This is a genomic window from Nocardia pseudobrasiliensis NBRC 108224 (genome assembly GCF_001613105.1).
Classification (GTDB): domain Bacteria; phylum Actinomycetota; class Actinomycetes; order Mycobacteriales; family Mycobacteriaceae; genus Nocardia; species Nocardia pseudobrasiliensis.
On sequence record NZ_BDBS01000012.1, the window covers coordinates 164,587 to 178,147 of the forward strand.

12 protein-coding genes are annotated in these 13,561 nt (G+C 67.8%); 5 read left to right on the forward strand and 7 right to left on the reverse strand.

All coding sequences use genetic code 11. The annotated features are described in order from the left end of the window. The first annotated feature begins 126 nt into the window (after positions 1 to 126). On the forward strand, positions 127 to 1,104 hold the full coding sequence (locus NP4_RS13685) for an SDR family NAD(P)-dependent oxidoreductase (protein WP_067997353.1): 978 nt from the start codon (positions 127 to 129) through the stop codon (positions 1,102 to 1,104). A gap of 20 nt (positions 1,105 to 1,124) precedes the next feature. Here the strand turns inward: NP4_RS13685 and NP4_RS13690 are convergent, their stop codons facing one another. Both NP4_RS13690 and NP4_RS13695 read right to left on the reverse strand, forming a co-directional pair. Further along, complete coding sequence (locus tag NP4_RS13690) at positions 1,125 to 2,021, reverse strand: ferredoxin family protein (protein ID WP_067997356.1); 897 nt, start codon at positions 2,019 to 2,021, stop codon at positions 1,125 to 1,127. Positions 2,022 to 2,023: 2 nt separating this feature from the next. Beyond that, positions 2,024 to 2,848, reverse strand: a complete 825-nt coding sequence (locus NP4_RS13695) for an alpha/beta fold hydrolase (protein ID WP_082875835.1) — start codon at positions 2,846 to 2,848, stop codon at positions 2,024 to 2,026. Between the two features lie 149 nt (positions 2,849 to 2,997). Between NP4_RS13695 and NP4_RS13700 the strand changes: the two genes are divergently transcribed. Both NP4_RS13700 and NP4_RS13705 read left to right on the forward strand, forming a co-directional pair. Then, entirely contained in the window at positions 2,998 to 3,699 is a 702-nt protein-coding gene (locus tag NP4_RS13700; RefSeq protein ID WP_067997358.1) for a class I SAM-dependent DNA methyltransferase, read from the forward strand. Between the two features lie 41 nt (positions 3,700 to 3,740). Then, on the forward strand, positions 3,741 to 4,109 hold the full coding sequence (locus NP4_RS13705) for a VOC family protein (protein WP_067997361.1): 369 nt from the start codon (positions 3,741 to 3,743) through the stop codon (positions 4,107 to 4,109). 1 nt (position 4,110) lies between these two features. On the opposite strand, the gene NP4_RS13710 is transcribed toward NP4_RS13705, so the two are convergent. Continuing rightward, positions 4,111 to 6,069: a DNA polymerase Y family protein gene (locus NP4_RS13710; RefSeq protein ID WP_245998307.1), complete on the reverse strand. Its 1,959-nt coding sequence runs from the start codon at positions 6,067 to 6,069 to the stop codon at positions 4,111 to 4,113. A 482-nt stretch (positions 6,070 to 6,551) separates the two neighbouring features. After that, complete coding sequence (gene imuA' / locus NP4_RS13715) at positions 6,552 to 7,307, reverse strand: DnaE2-dependent mutagenesis accessory factor ImuA' (RefSeq protein ID WP_067997367.1); 756 nt, start codon at positions 7,305 to 7,307, stop codon at positions 6,552 to 6,554. Between the two features lie 164 nt (positions 7,308 to 7,471). Here imuA' and NP4_RS13720 point away from each other — a divergent pair, with 164 nt between their 5' ends. Continuing rightward, positions 7,472 to 8,611: a serine/threonine-protein kinase gene (locus NP4_RS13720; protein ID WP_067997369.1), complete on the forward strand. Its 1,140-nt coding sequence runs from the start codon at positions 7,472 to 7,474 to the stop codon at positions 8,609 to 8,611. Positions 8,612 to 8,673: 62 nt separating this feature from the next. Here the strand turns inward: NP4_RS13720 and NP4_RS13725 are convergent, their stop codons facing one another. The 3 genes from NP4_RS13725 to NP4_RS13735 form a co-directional block, all read right to left on the reverse strand. Further along, entirely contained in the window at positions 8,674 to 9,384 is a 711-nt protein-coding gene (locus NP4_RS13725) for a LuxR C-terminal-related transcriptional regulator (protein ID WP_067997472.1), read from the reverse strand. A gap of 130 nt (positions 9,385 to 9,514) precedes the next feature. Further along, on the reverse strand, positions 9,515 to 10,837 hold the full coding sequence (locus NP4_RS13730; protein ID WP_067997371.1) for an ATP-binding protein: 1,323 nt from the start codon (positions 10,835 to 10,837) through the stop codon (positions 9,515 to 9,517). 83 nt (positions 10,838 to 10,920) lie between these two features. After that, positions 10,921 to 11,481: a glycosyltransferase gene (locus NP4_RS13735; protein WP_245998264.1), complete on the reverse strand. Its 561-nt coding sequence runs from the start codon at positions 11,479 to 11,481 to the stop codon at positions 10,921 to 10,923. A gap of 377 nt (positions 11,482 to 11,858) precedes the next feature. Between NP4_RS13735 and NP4_RS13740 the strand changes: the two genes are divergently transcribed. Then, positions 11,859 to 13,544 (forward strand): ABC-F family ATP-binding cassette domain-containing protein, encoded by a 1,686-nt coding sequence (locus NP4_RS13740; RefSeq protein WP_067997375.1) that lies wholly within the window; start codon positions 11,859 to 11,861, stop codon positions 13,542 to 13,544. The last annotated feature ends 17 nt before the right edge of the window (positions 13,545 to 13,561 follow it).

Genomic DNA, 13,561 nt, shown 5'->3' on the forward strand with positions numbered 1-13,561 from the left:
TATCGAACATACATTCGATACATCGGTTTGAGAACACGAGTTGCCAGACTGTGATTCAGTCGAATTGGCACGGGAACTTACTTTGAAGTAAGTTCGTGGCACAACGATCCACAAGGGAGTAGCGCGATGACCGACACGCCCGAGTCCGGCGGTTACCTGGCCCGTCGACGCGCCCGCCGGGACCTGACCGGCAAACACGTCATCATCACCGGCGCCTCCTCCGGTATCGGCCGGGCCGCGGCGGTCGCCGTGGCGGACAAGGGCGCGGTGGTCTTCCTACTCGCCCGCCGGGCCGACGAACTGGCCGCCGTCGTCGACGAGATCCGGGCCGCCGGTGGTCAGGCCTACGCCTATCAGTGTGATGTCACCGACTCCGAATCGGTAGAGCACACCGTCAAATCCATCCTCGACGAACACGACCACGTCGACATGCTGGTCAACAATGCCGGGCGGTCCATTCGCCGAGCCGTGCACCGATCCACCGACCGGCTGCACGATTTCGAGCGGACCATGGCGGTCAACTACTTCGGTGCGGTCCGGATGACGCTGGCGCTGCTTCCGCAAATGCGCGAGCGCAAGTTCGGTCACATCGTGAACATCTCCAGCGCCGGTGTGCAGATCGCCACCCCGCGATTCGCGGCCTATCTGGCCAGCAAGGCAGCGCTGGACAAGTTCACCGAGGTGACGGCGTCGGAGATGCTCGCCGACAACATCACCTTCACCACCATCCACATGCCGCTGGTGCGCACCCCGATGATCACCCCCAGCGGCGATCAGGGTCCCTCGGAATCACCGGAGTGGGCGGCGGCGACCATCATTCGCGCGCTGTCGGAGCGACCGAAGCAGATCGATGTCCCGATCGGCACGCTCGCCGAATACGGCCATATGTTCGCCCCGCGCCTGACGAACTCGATCCTGCACCGCTACTACCGGGCGCTGCCGGACTCACCCGCGGCCAAGGGCGAGACCACCTCGGACGAGCTGCCCGAGCCGCAAACCCCTGTCCTGGAACCGAAACCGCGCAGGCAGTCCTCCGCCGCCGGTCGCGTCACCCGCACGGCGCTTCGTCGTGCGGCGCGGCTGGTGCCGGGGACGCACTGGTAGGCAACGAGAACGCCGGAACTTCAGGCGATTTCGCGGATTTCGTCCGCGACGACTGCCGTCGCCGGTTTGGGTTTCGCGCCGCAGCTGGCCTGGCGAGGAGCGTAGGCGACGGTGTGGGCCGTGACCAGCCAGCGGCGGCCGTCGCGATGGGCGACGGTGGCCGCGCCCGCGAAGGTCGCGGGGTCGCCGGTGGGTAGGGCGTCGGACACGGTGGTCACCGTGAGGTCGTCGGCGGTGGCCGAGATCTGTCCCCGGACCGCGATCTCGGCCACCTGCTCGACCGGGGTGTAGCAGCTGCGACCGCGAAAACCGCTGAGAGAGATCGTGTTTCGACCGGCGGCGAGCACCGCTTCCAGCGCGTCGCCACCGTCGACGCGACCGTAGGTCAGGCCGGACGGCAATAGCACCATCGCGGGGGCGAACCGGTGGCCGCCGGTGTGCGAGCACTCCCACACGAGGTCCGGGTACTCGGCCGCCAGGCGCGCGGCGATCGGTCGGCCGAGCAGGGCGCAGCACTGATCACGTTTACCGTGCGCGCACACCAGCACCAGCGGATCGCCCACCGGCGCACCGATTCCCGGCGCCGGGCCGTCGAGCAGACGCAGATCCAGATCGAGAAGTTGCTTCAGATCGGTGATCTCGAATCGCTCGCACCAGGAACCCTGCGGGCGGGAGCTGGCGATGTAAACCGTTCGCGTGCCGGAGAATTCATTGCGTCCGGGGCGGCGGATCAGAGTCGGACGGACCCGCGCGGCCTTGACCCGGGGAGCCAGTTCGGCCGTGATCTCGGCGCCCAGCACCTCATCACCGATCACATCCCGGCCCCACGCGCCCGGTTGCTCGACGCACAGCCAGCCGGAAACCCGGGTCGCACTGCCCGGCAACGGGATATCGGCCGCGGCGGCGGAGCAGAGCATATTCAATGGCCCAGGAAAGGCAGTACGGCGGTGGAGAACTCGCGATAGCGGTCGCGATGCACGCTGTGCCCGCAGGTGAAGGCCTCGGTCCGGCAGTCGGCGACGCTGGCCTGGAACACCAGCAACTTCTCCGGATCGACCATGCCGCCCGGTCCGCCGCGCAGCATCAGGGTCGGGGCGGTGATCTCCGAGAGCCGCTCCCACCATTCCGGATGTGGTTTGCGGAACTGTTCCAGCGCGACCCGGGTCATCGACCGGTCGAAGGCCAGCACCGCCCGGGGATGCCGGATCAGACTGCTGGTGGCGTGCCACAGTTCCGGCGGGCTGGGCAGGCGGCGGGTCAGGGTGAGCTGTTCGTCGCCGGAGCGCAGCGGCAGCGGCAACTCCTCGATCACCAGGCGTCGGGCCAGTTCCGGACGTTCGATCGCCACGCACGAGACCGCGTAACCGCCCAGCGAGTGGCCTACCAGATCGACCCCGGTCAGCCCGAGGTGATCGCACAGCCGCAGCACATCGGCGCCGAACTCGTCGAAGCGGTAGGAGGCGGTGTGGGCGCTGCGACCGTGGCCGCGCAGATCGGGGATGATCACCCGGCGGCCCATCCGGATCAGGCGGCGAGCGAAACGGTCCCAGGTGTGACCGTCGCCGCCCATGCCGTGCACCAGCACGACCGGAATATCGGATCGGGGATGGTCGAGGATCGCCGGGCCGGAATCGCGATACGCGATCTCCACGCCGCCCAGCGGCACCCGGTTCACGATCGACTCCACGATGAGCCAGGATACGGGGTCGGCGGTGGCCACGCCGCTGGTTGTGCCGCTCGCCATAGCGAAGGCGTATGGCTGCCTCGGGGTGTTCGGGTGACCGACCTGCATGCCAATTCATCGTCGATCGCGGCGGCAATGCATCCAGCGCGCCGATACGGACCGGTGAAAATGGTTGGGCCTCGCATGCTTCGACACCCGATACTGCGATCATGCCGACCTTCGCCGATTTCGACCGCCGCAACTACCGGACCGTCGACGTGGCCACCGGATACAACGGGTGGGCGTCGACCTATGAACAGACGGTCATGGACGAGATGGATCTGGCGCTGCTGGATCGGCTGCATCATCCCGACTGGGGCCGAATTCGCCGCGCGGCCGATCTCGGATGCGGGACCGGGCGCACCGGTGCGTGGCTGCGCGGGCGGGGCATCGACCGGATCGACGGCGTCGATCTGAGCGAGGGCATGCTGGCCCGGGCCCGCGAGCGTGGCGTGCACGACTCGCTCACGCTGGGCGATGTGCGCGATTCCGGATTGGCAAGCGGCGCCTACGATCTGGTGATCTGCTCACTCATCGATGAGCATCTGCCCGAACTGCGGCCGCTCTACGACGAGGCGCGCCGGGTGGCCGCGCCGGGGGCGACGTTCGTATCGGTCTGCTATCACCCGCAGTTCATGATGGTGACCGGTATGCCGACGCATTACACCGACGCGTCCGGGGAGTCGCTGGCGATCAGCACCCATCTGCATCTGTTCAGCGAGCATGTGAACGCCGGTGTGGGCGCGGGCTGGCGGTTGGCCGAGGCGGCCGAGGCCGTGGTCGACGACGCGTGGTTGGCGGCCAAGCCCAAATGGTCGCACCTGCGCGGACATCCGTTCACGATGGCGCTGGTGTGGACGCTGCCGCAGTAGCGTCGGCCGTTTTTGTCGGTGCCGGATGAGATGCTTCGGGCATGGAGTGGAAAATCGAGCTCGTCGCCATCCCGGTCACCGATGTGGACCGCGCCAAGGACTTCTACACGAGCATCGGCTTCAATGCCGATTATGACGAAAGCCCCACCGAGGGTTTGCGTTTCGTCCAGCTCACCCCGCCCGGTTCGGGTTGTTCGATCTGCATCGGAACGGGCATCACCCAGGCCGCGCCGGGCAGCGTCGAGGGCATGCAGGTGGTGGTCGCCAGTGCCGAGCAGGCCTATCGCGACCTCGTGGCCGCGGGTGTCGAGGCCACGCCGGTGAAGGACGAGGGCTGGGGGTTGTTCACCTACTTCGCCGATCCCGACGGCAACAAGTGGGCCGTCCAGGAGTTGCCGAAGCGGGGCTGAGTCACTCGTAGAGGCCTTCGACATGCCAGCTGTCGTCATAACCGAGCAGCAGCAGGACGCGGTATTGGTCGTCGAGCATGATCTGGGCGCGGATGGCGTAATCACCCGCGCGGTCGCCGGACCACCAGCGCTCGTCCAGCAGCCAGGGTCCCGCCCAGGCGGTCACCGCCCAGTGTTTGCCGCCCCAGCGCAACCGGGCGGGCTCCGCGGTGAACAGCCCGCGTTCGGTGATCCAGACACCCGCGCCGGCGTCGTCCTCCAACGTCACCTCCGGCTGGTTCACCAGCACCACCGCGGGCGCGGGCTGCGGAAGCCTTCCCGGCCAAGGCGATTCGGGATCGCTCGCGGGCACGGCCTCATCCCCGAGCGCCACCAACGTGACCCGTTCGGCGGGCCCCCGCCCACCACTGAGCACTCCCACCCGCACCGCCTCCCCACCCAACAACCCCTGCACCCGCACCAGCGCCCGCCGAGCCCGCTCATCCTCCTCCCCGACCCCACCCCACAACCCGAGCTGCAACGCCCCGGCCGCCACCACCTCGACCGGCTCGAGCCGCAGCAGCACAATGGGCGCACTCGGCCAGCCGCCAGCGGCATACGGACCGGAACGACCATGGCCCGAGCGGGGTCGTCTGCGATTCGAAGGTTGTTTGCCGTTCGGTATGGAAGTTGCTGTGGGCGAGCGGGGTTCGAGGCGGTTCTCTCCATCCGGCGACGGCTGCGGCCGTTGTTGTTCGCCATCGATACGGCCCTGCTCCGCGGAAAGCGGGCGTGTCTCACGGGCGGAAGGTGCTGTGGCCGAGGCGGGTTGCGCTCCGCTGGGATTTCGCCGGAGCGGGCTTCCGATGCGCGGGGTGGGGGTCGTGCCCGGCTGAGGTCTCTCGCCGATGTGTGGTGGGTCGTCGTCGGGGGCGGCGCGGCCGTAGATTCGGCCGAAGGAGGCGTCGGGGTCGGGATCGGCTCCGGACAGGGCGCGGTGGGTGAGCCAGCCGTCCAGTTGCCAGCGGATGCGGTCGGCGGTGCCCTCCGGGGTGAGGGGGTCGGCACAGCGCCAGATTCGGGAGAGTTGTTCTCCCGCGGCGGTTTCGGCGACGACCGCGAGGCGGGTGCAGGCCACGCCCGCGGCGGACAGGCGGTCGTGCAGGTGGGTGGCCAGCAGGCGGCCCGCGAAGGCGGCGGCGTCGACGCGATCGATCGGCGGGTCGCAGGGGTATTCGACGGTCAGGTCCGGGGCGGGTGGGCGGGTCGAGGGCGGGCGCTCGGGTTCGGCTCGGGCGCATCGGTGCGCGCGGATGGCATCGGCGTCGAAGCGGGAGGCGACCTCGGTCGGGGCGAGGGCGGCGAAATCACCTATGCGGCGTAAACCCAAGCGGTGCAGCAGATCCACCAGTTCCTCGCGCTCGGGAGCGGCGAGGCTGGGTTCGAGGGCGAGTTCGGCGACCGGCAACGGCGCGAGAAATCGGGCACCGGCGCCGGTCTCGACAATGACCCCGCGCCGGGCTGCGATCACCGCGGTGGACAACTCGTCGGCAATACCCACCTGGCATTCCACCCCGACCGCCGCGACGGCATCGACCAATCGCTCCGCCGCCGCCTCCTCCGACCCGAAGAATCGAGCCGCCCCACGCGCCGACAACACCAACAGCCCAGGCCGCAGCACCTCCACTCCCGGCACGGTCGCATCGACCGCCGCCACCACCGGCTCGAACAACCGCGCATCCCGATCCGGATCCGACTGCGCCACATACATATCCGGACACCGGGCCTGCGCTTCCCGCCGCTTCAGCCCACGCCGCACCCCGGCCCCCCGCGCCACCGCCGAACAAGCCACCACCCGATTCGCATGCAAAACCACCACCGGCCGAGTAGCAGGCACATCCCCCACCGCAGCCGCCGCCACAGCAGGCCAATCCGGACACCAAACCGCCACCACCCGCGAAACCCGCTTCCGCCCCTTCACAACTCCCCCCACCCATAACTCCCGGCGGACGAATGCCGGGAAACGGGGAACCCTCCGGGCCGAAAGTCGGCACCGCACACCGACAATCCGAATCGCGAATGGAAAGCGCGAACCGACAGCCCACCCCGCGAACAGGCACTACGACCCAGCAGCCCAAGCCACAAACAGCTTCCCCGAGACACTCCAAACCACAACCGAGAACCGCGAACCGACAGCACGAACCCCAAGCGGGCATTGCGAACCAGCAGCCCACACCACAAACGGGCATCACGAGACGCCGCGCCAAACCACAACCGAGAACCGCGAACCAACAGCACGAACCCCAAGCGGGCATTGCGAACCAACAGCCCACACCACAAACGGGCATCACGAGACGCCGCTCCGAAGCGCAAGCGGGGATCGCGGGTCAGTGGGCCCGGGGAGAGTAATGGCCTCGGTGGGGCGGGAGGGGTCACCCTGGGGCTCGGGGGGTGTGCGGTGGGTTATGAGGCGACATCGGTGGCTGTCTCCAAGGGGGCGGGGTTGGGTTGGGGGGCTTGCCATTTGGTTTGGGTGTTGTGGGGGCACAGGGTCAGGCGGCCGGTGCGGGGTGGGGTGGAGCGGGTGCGGACGGAGACGTCGAGGTGGATGGTGTGGAGGCGGCCTCGGCCGCGGCCCATGCCCTCGTAGCCCGCTATGCGGGTGTCGATTCGCAGGGTCGCGCCGGTCCAGGCGCCGCCGGTTACGACGAGGGTGGCGCCCTTGCTGCGGGCGCGGGCGGCGAGGACTCGGGTGCGGCTGGTTGGGACCGATCGACCACCCAATCCGAGAACGACCAGGTCCAAACCATCGAGCAACACCGCGGCGACCTCCACGGGGTCGGGGCCGGGGTCGGGGACGAACGCCAGTTTCCCCAATTGAGCGCCCATTTCGGCCGCCGCGAGCAGGCCCAGGCGCGGCAGGCCGACCGCCGCGGCATGGCCCCCGCTTTCGGTGACCGCGGCCAACAGACCGGCCAGCAGCGATGTCGCACCCGAGTACGACACCACCGAGCCCTTGGCCAGGCCACCCTCGGGCAGCAGCTCCACCAGCGCGGACGGTACGGCCAACGACTCCCTGCGCAACTCGGCGGCCGAGGGCAACCGACCCGCCGACGCCGCGCCACGAGCCGGAATCGCGGCCATGCGCCGGCGCAGCTCGGCCAGCCGCTCCGCCGTCACCGCATCGGGCGAACCCATCTTCGACCACCAATCTCCCATCGATGGACTGTTCTCAGCACCGATCCAGCTATCGATCCTGATCGAATATACGTTCGATTCATCCTCAGTAGAACCCCACCCCCCGATCCCGTCAAGCGCCACGCGCGCAAACCTCGGGTTGCGAAGCAGGCCAGGCAGGATGGTTTTCGGCTATCCTCGCGCCCGTGACTGAACGCGCCCGCCCCATCGTCGGCCCCGATTATCTGGTCGCCGGACGTTATCGCCTGCAGTCCAAGCTCGGCGGCGGCGGCATGGGCGCGGTGTGGCTGGCCCACGACCGGCTACTCGATCGCGATGTCGCCATCAAACAGGTGCTGTCCACGGCCGGACTGAGCGAACAAGAGGCCAACGAGGTCCGCAATCGGATCATTCACGAGGGCCGGGTCGCGGCGAAGCTGTCGCACGAGCACGCCGTCGCGGTTTACGACGTGGTGCTCGAGGCGGGTGAGCCCTGGCTGGTGATGGAATATCTGCCGTCGCGCAATGTGGCCAAGGCGATCGCGCTGGTCGACGCGCTGCCGCCGATCGAGGTCGCCCAGATCGGCGCGCAGGTGGCCGACGCACTCGCGACCGCGCATGCCGCGGGCATCACGCATCGAGATATCAAGCCCGGCAACATCCTGGTGGCCGATCGCGGCGCCGAGGTGGGCAAGGTCAAGCTCAGCGACTTCGGCATCTCGAGCGGCGCGGGGGATCCGTCCGACGAGGCGGACGACACCATCACCGGCACGCCCGCCTATCTGCCGCCGGAGGTGGCGCGCGGATATCGGCCGACCACCGCCAGCGACGTATTCTCCCTCGGCGCAACGCTTTACACCGCGGTGGAGGGTCAGCCACCGTACGGTTTCCACGAAGACAACAATGTGATCGTCGAACGCGCCGCGATGGCGCAGATCATCCCGCCCAGCCGCAGCGGTGCGCTGACCGAGGTGCTGCTGCACATGATGGAGCCCGCCCCGCAGCGCCGTCCGAGTATGGCCGAGGCGCGCAACGAAATCCTCACCGCCGTATTCGGTCCCGGCACCGGCCCCTACATCCTCGGCGCACCCGTGCGCACCGAGGACGGCACCATCCCGGCCTGGGCCGCCCGCAACTCCGCCAGCGGCTTACGCAGCCCGCATTCCACACCCCTGCCGCGCCCGCCACGAGCCGCCTCGCCGAATGCCCCGGCGCCGCAGAAGAAGTCGTCCAACAGCGGCTTCACCATCGGCAGCCTCGGTCCCAACGCCGCGCCCTTGGCCATCGCGGTGGGTCTGCTGATCGGCCTGTTGATTCTGATCGTGATCCTCGTCGCCGCAATGTGACCCGAAGGCCGTGGCCCAGGCACATACGAAGAGAACATGATCCCGCGGCGGCGGAATCAACTTCAATCAATCCTGCGCCGATGGGCCCAGCGGGTGAGGGCGTTGCGATTGGACTGCTGGGTCTTGCGCAGAACGTTGGAGGCGTGGGTCTCCACGGTCTTCACCGAGATGAACAGGGACTCCGCGATTTCCCGATAGGTGTACCCGCGAGCCAGCAGCCGCAGGACCTCGAGCTCGCGCGGTGTGAGCGAATCCAGTTCGGGGTCCAGGGGCGGCTCGGGGGCGGGTGAGCGGCCGGTGAACGAGTCGAGGACGAAGCCCGCCAGGCGCGGGCTGAAAACCGCGTCGCCACCCGAGACGCGCCGAATGCCGTCGGCCAGTTCGGGTCCCGAGATGGTCTTGGTGACATAGCCGCGGGCGCCCGCGCGAATCACCGCGATCACATCCTCGGCCGCATCGGACACGCTGAGCGCCAGGCAGACCGGGCTCTGCCTGCTGCCGCCGGAACGGGGGCCCTGCGTGGTTACGCCGACCGCCTCCTCCGGAACCTGACCGTCCAGATGGTCCTCGATCCCCTGCAGCACCGCGACCCCGCCACCGTCGGGCATATGCACATCGAGCAGCACCACATCCGGACGGGCGGACTTGATCCCGGCAATGGCCTCGCTCACGCCACCGGCCTCACCCACGACCTCGATATCGGATTCGCGGCCCAGCTCGGCCCGCACACCGGACCGGAACACGGCATGGTCGTCGACCAGAAAGACCCGGATAGTCACTGTTCTCCTCACCTCGAACCGAAGCGCTGCCGGGTACGCAGACCGCCCACCTCATCATCGGTACCACACCACACGCCGGTCCGCTGGCATCCGGATCATGGGCCGTTCGGCCGGGATGGATTGATCAACCTATCGGTTGCGAGTCGCGCTGGTCTCCGTCACCGGCGGACTCCCACGATTCGCCCGCCTGCTCCTCTTGGCCCTCGGAATCCTTGCGCGGCAGGATGATCCGGACCTCGGTGCCGCGGCCGGGAGTCGACTTGACCTCGACCGTGCCGCCCCGTCGCTCGATGCGGGCGTGGATGGATTTGGCCAGGCCCTGGCGGTCGGCGGGGACGGCGGAGGGGTCGAAACCGGCGCCGCGGTCGCGGACGAAGATGCTCACCTGGTGGGGCTCCACCTCCGCGAACAGGTCGATGGTCGGCACACCGGCGTGTTTGGCGGCGTTCACCAGTGCCTCGCGGGTCGCTCCGAGTAGAGCGGTGAAATGCTCCTTGGGTAGGCCGTAGCCGGTCTCGCCCGGATCCATCGACACATCGCCGACGGTCACGGGGGTGACCTTCACGCCGTGCTGGTCCTCGACCTCGCCCGCGATGGTGCGCAGTGCGGCGGCGAGACTCGACTGGGCGGGCATGGTGTCCTCGAACAGCCATTTACGCAGTTCGCGCTCCTGGCTGCGGGCCAGCCGGGTGACCTCCTGCGGATCGTCGGCCTGCCGCTGGATCAGCGCCAGCGTCTGCAGAACCGAATCGTGCAGGTGGGAAGCGATCTCCTCGCGCTCCTCGTTGCGGATGCGGGCGGCACGTTCGGCATTGAGCGCTCGCATCATGCGCAACCACAGCGGCACGGTCAGCAGGCCCACGCCGATCAGCGTCACCGCGACCGCGATCAGCGCCGAACCCAGCGAACTCAGATTGATCCGGGCCAGCACCACCACGCCGAGCCCGACCACGATCAGCGTGGCCCCGGCCACGATGCGGGTCCAGGTGAGCACCGACGGCCGGGCGGGCAGCCCGAGCACCGATCTCGGCCCCTCGGCGTCGAATTCGCGCCACACCAGGGCAGCGCCCACCGCGACGACGATGATCGGCCCGAGCACCCGGGCGGCCGTCCCGTTGAAGGCCCAGGTCAGCGAGACCGATAGCGCGAGACCGAGCAGGATCAGCCCGACGCCCTGCCGACGTTCCGAAGCCGACGGCGGCGGCCCGTCACCGCCCGCGGGAGTGAAGATCCACAGCAGGCCGTAGGCGACGATCCCGGATCCGATCAGCGCGGACAGCAGCACAAAGGCCATCCGCACCTTGAACACGTCGACCCCGAGATGATCGGCGATACCGCCCGCGACACCTCCGACGACCCGCCCGCCGGACCGCCGCAGCAATCGCGGGGCCGTCGGCGCCGGTGCGGCGACACCGCGCGCGTCGAATGCGGGCATGGACGGGTACATGCCTTCGATACTGGCACGCCCCACCGACAACCGACCATGGGGAATCACCCCCATTCATGCCCTGAGGGCTCAGCGCCACCGGCCTATTTCGAGGGTGCGCTCACCGATATCCATCGCGCGATCAGGGCCGCGGGGCTCGAATCAGCGACTCTCGGCCGGGCTCGACCGGCCAGAGCGCTCTCCATCCGCTCGGCGAGTTTCTCGAAATCCACACGGGCGCTCGCGATGTCGAGCTCCAGAGCCAACGCGATATTCCCGGCCTCCTGCCGACCCACCTCGTAAGTGAGCAAAAGCGGTCGACCAACGGCGGCTATCTCGAAAATCGTGGACGGACCGGCCTTGGATATCACCAGGTCCGCGGCCGCGTAGATATCGCTGATATCGTCTCTGAATTTTTCGATCCGCACGTTCGGGTCGGCCCGACGAGTGAGCTCCCGGTAGGCCCTCCGATTCGTACCGGTGAGCACGAGGATGTGCGCGCCGGCGCTTGCTCGTCCGACGGCATCGACCGTTCTCAGTAGATGTCCCGCGCCGAGACCACCTCCGACAACGACGACAGCCGGATACGCGCCGATACCCAGTCGTCGCCTGACCGCCGTACGGTCCGCCCCAGCGGCATCGGCGAACGCTCGACGAACCGGCATACCGATCACATGGAGTCGATTCCGGTCGACACCGAACGAATTCAATCGCTCAGCCGCGGCCTCCGTGGGCACGAAGACCGAATCGCTCCCAGCAGAGGCCCATGACGCGTGCGGGGTGATCGGATCACATACGACGGTCGCCAATTCGAACTCCACAACCGCCCGATCACAATCGCGCATCCTGTACGCGGCCGTGTGGGGCGGCCGCGCGACGCAGGATCGGCACTCGGAAAATGTGGCAAAGTCGCGAATTTCAACGACATCGCGCCTGCGATCAATTTCGCGGCGATACGCGCGGGCTCCCAGCTTCCTACGCGTTGACCGCGGTCGAAAACCAGGTTGCGATGCCCGGTGGCGGTGAGGTTATCTGAAAAACTATGGCGCACATAGATATCGCTGGCCTCGACTACTTCCTCCCGGATGGGCGACAGCTGTTGGACGGGTTGAGTTTCCGAATCGGCGAGGGCGTCAAGGCGGCGTTGATCGGTCCGAACGGCACAGGCAAGACGACACTGCTCGAGCTCATCGCCGGTGACCGGTCCGCCGACGGTGGCGTCGTGGTGCGGTCGGGCACGTTGGGGGTCATGCGGCAGTTCATCGGTCAGGTACACGACGCGTCGACGACGGTGCGCGACCTGTTGTTGTCAGTCGCGCCGGACACTCTCAGGGCGGCGGCTATCGCGCTCGATGCCGCCGAGAACGCGTTGATCGAGCAGGACGAGGAACCGGCGCAGCTCGCTTACGCGCACGCCCTGACGGACTGGGGGGATGTCGGTGGGTATGAATTCGAAGCGTTTTGGGATGGTGTGACCCGGGCCGCCTTGGGGGTCGAGTTCGATCGTGCCAAGTGGCGGGCGGTGCGCACGCTCAGCGGTGGTGAGCAGAAGCGGCTGATCCTCGAGGCGCTGTTCGCCGGCTCGGATGAGCTGCTGTTGCTGGACGAACCCGACAACTACCTGGACGTGCCAGGCAAGCAGTGGTTGGAACGGAAAATCGCGGAATCCGACAAATCCGTGCTGTTCGTGAGTCATGACCGGGAACTGATCGCGAACGCGGCCACCCGGATTGTCACGCTCGAGCCTGGTGTCAATGGAGCGACCGCCTGGATACACGGTGGCGGATTCGCCGACTATGAGCAGGCGCGTGCGGATCGCAATGCTCGGTTGGCGGAACTGCGCAGGCGTTGGGACGAGGACCATGCCCGCTTGCGTGCGCTGGTGTTGAGCCTGCGTGAGAAGGCGAAGTTCAACGACGGGATGGCGGCTCGCTATCAAGCTGCGCAGACCAGATTGGCCAAGTTCGAGGCGGCCGGGCCGCCCGAGGCGGTTCCGTTGCGGCAGAACGTTTCCGTGCGATTGCGGGGCGGGCGAACCGGTAAGCGTGCGCTGGTGTGCACGCGTCTCGAACTCACCGGCCTGATGCGGCCGTTCGACGCTGAGATCTGGTACGGCGATCGGATTGCGGTACTGGGTTCCAACGGCTCGGGCAAGTCACATTTCCTGCGGTTGCTCGCGACGGGCGGCACGGATCCGGATATCGGCCACCTCCCGGTGCAGGAACTGGACCTCGCCACAGTGCCGCATTCGGGTGCCGCGGCGCTCGGTGCGCGGGTGCGCCCCGGTTATTTCGCGCAGACTCATTCTCGACCGGACCTGTCGGGCAAGACCCTGATAGAGATCCTGCACGTCGGCAACGAGCACCGCGATGGCATGGGGCGCGAGGCCGCCGGCCGAGTGCTGGACCGGTATGGGCTCGCTCGCGCCGCCGAGCAGCGGTACGACGATCTGTCCGGCGGTCAGCAAGCTCGCTTGCAGATCCTGCTGTTGGAATTGTCGGGCGTCACGATGCTGCTGCTCGACGAACCTACCGACAACCTGGACCTGCACTCCGCCGAGGCGCTCGAGCAGGGGATCGCCGAGTTCGAGGGCACTGTCATCGCCGTCACCCACGACCGTTGGTTCGCACGCGGATTCGACAGTTTCCTCATCTTCGGCTCCGATGGCAACGTGTACAGAAGTGACACTCCGGTCTGGGACGAGACACGCGTGCAACGTTCGCGCTGAACTACCGTCGACGCCAC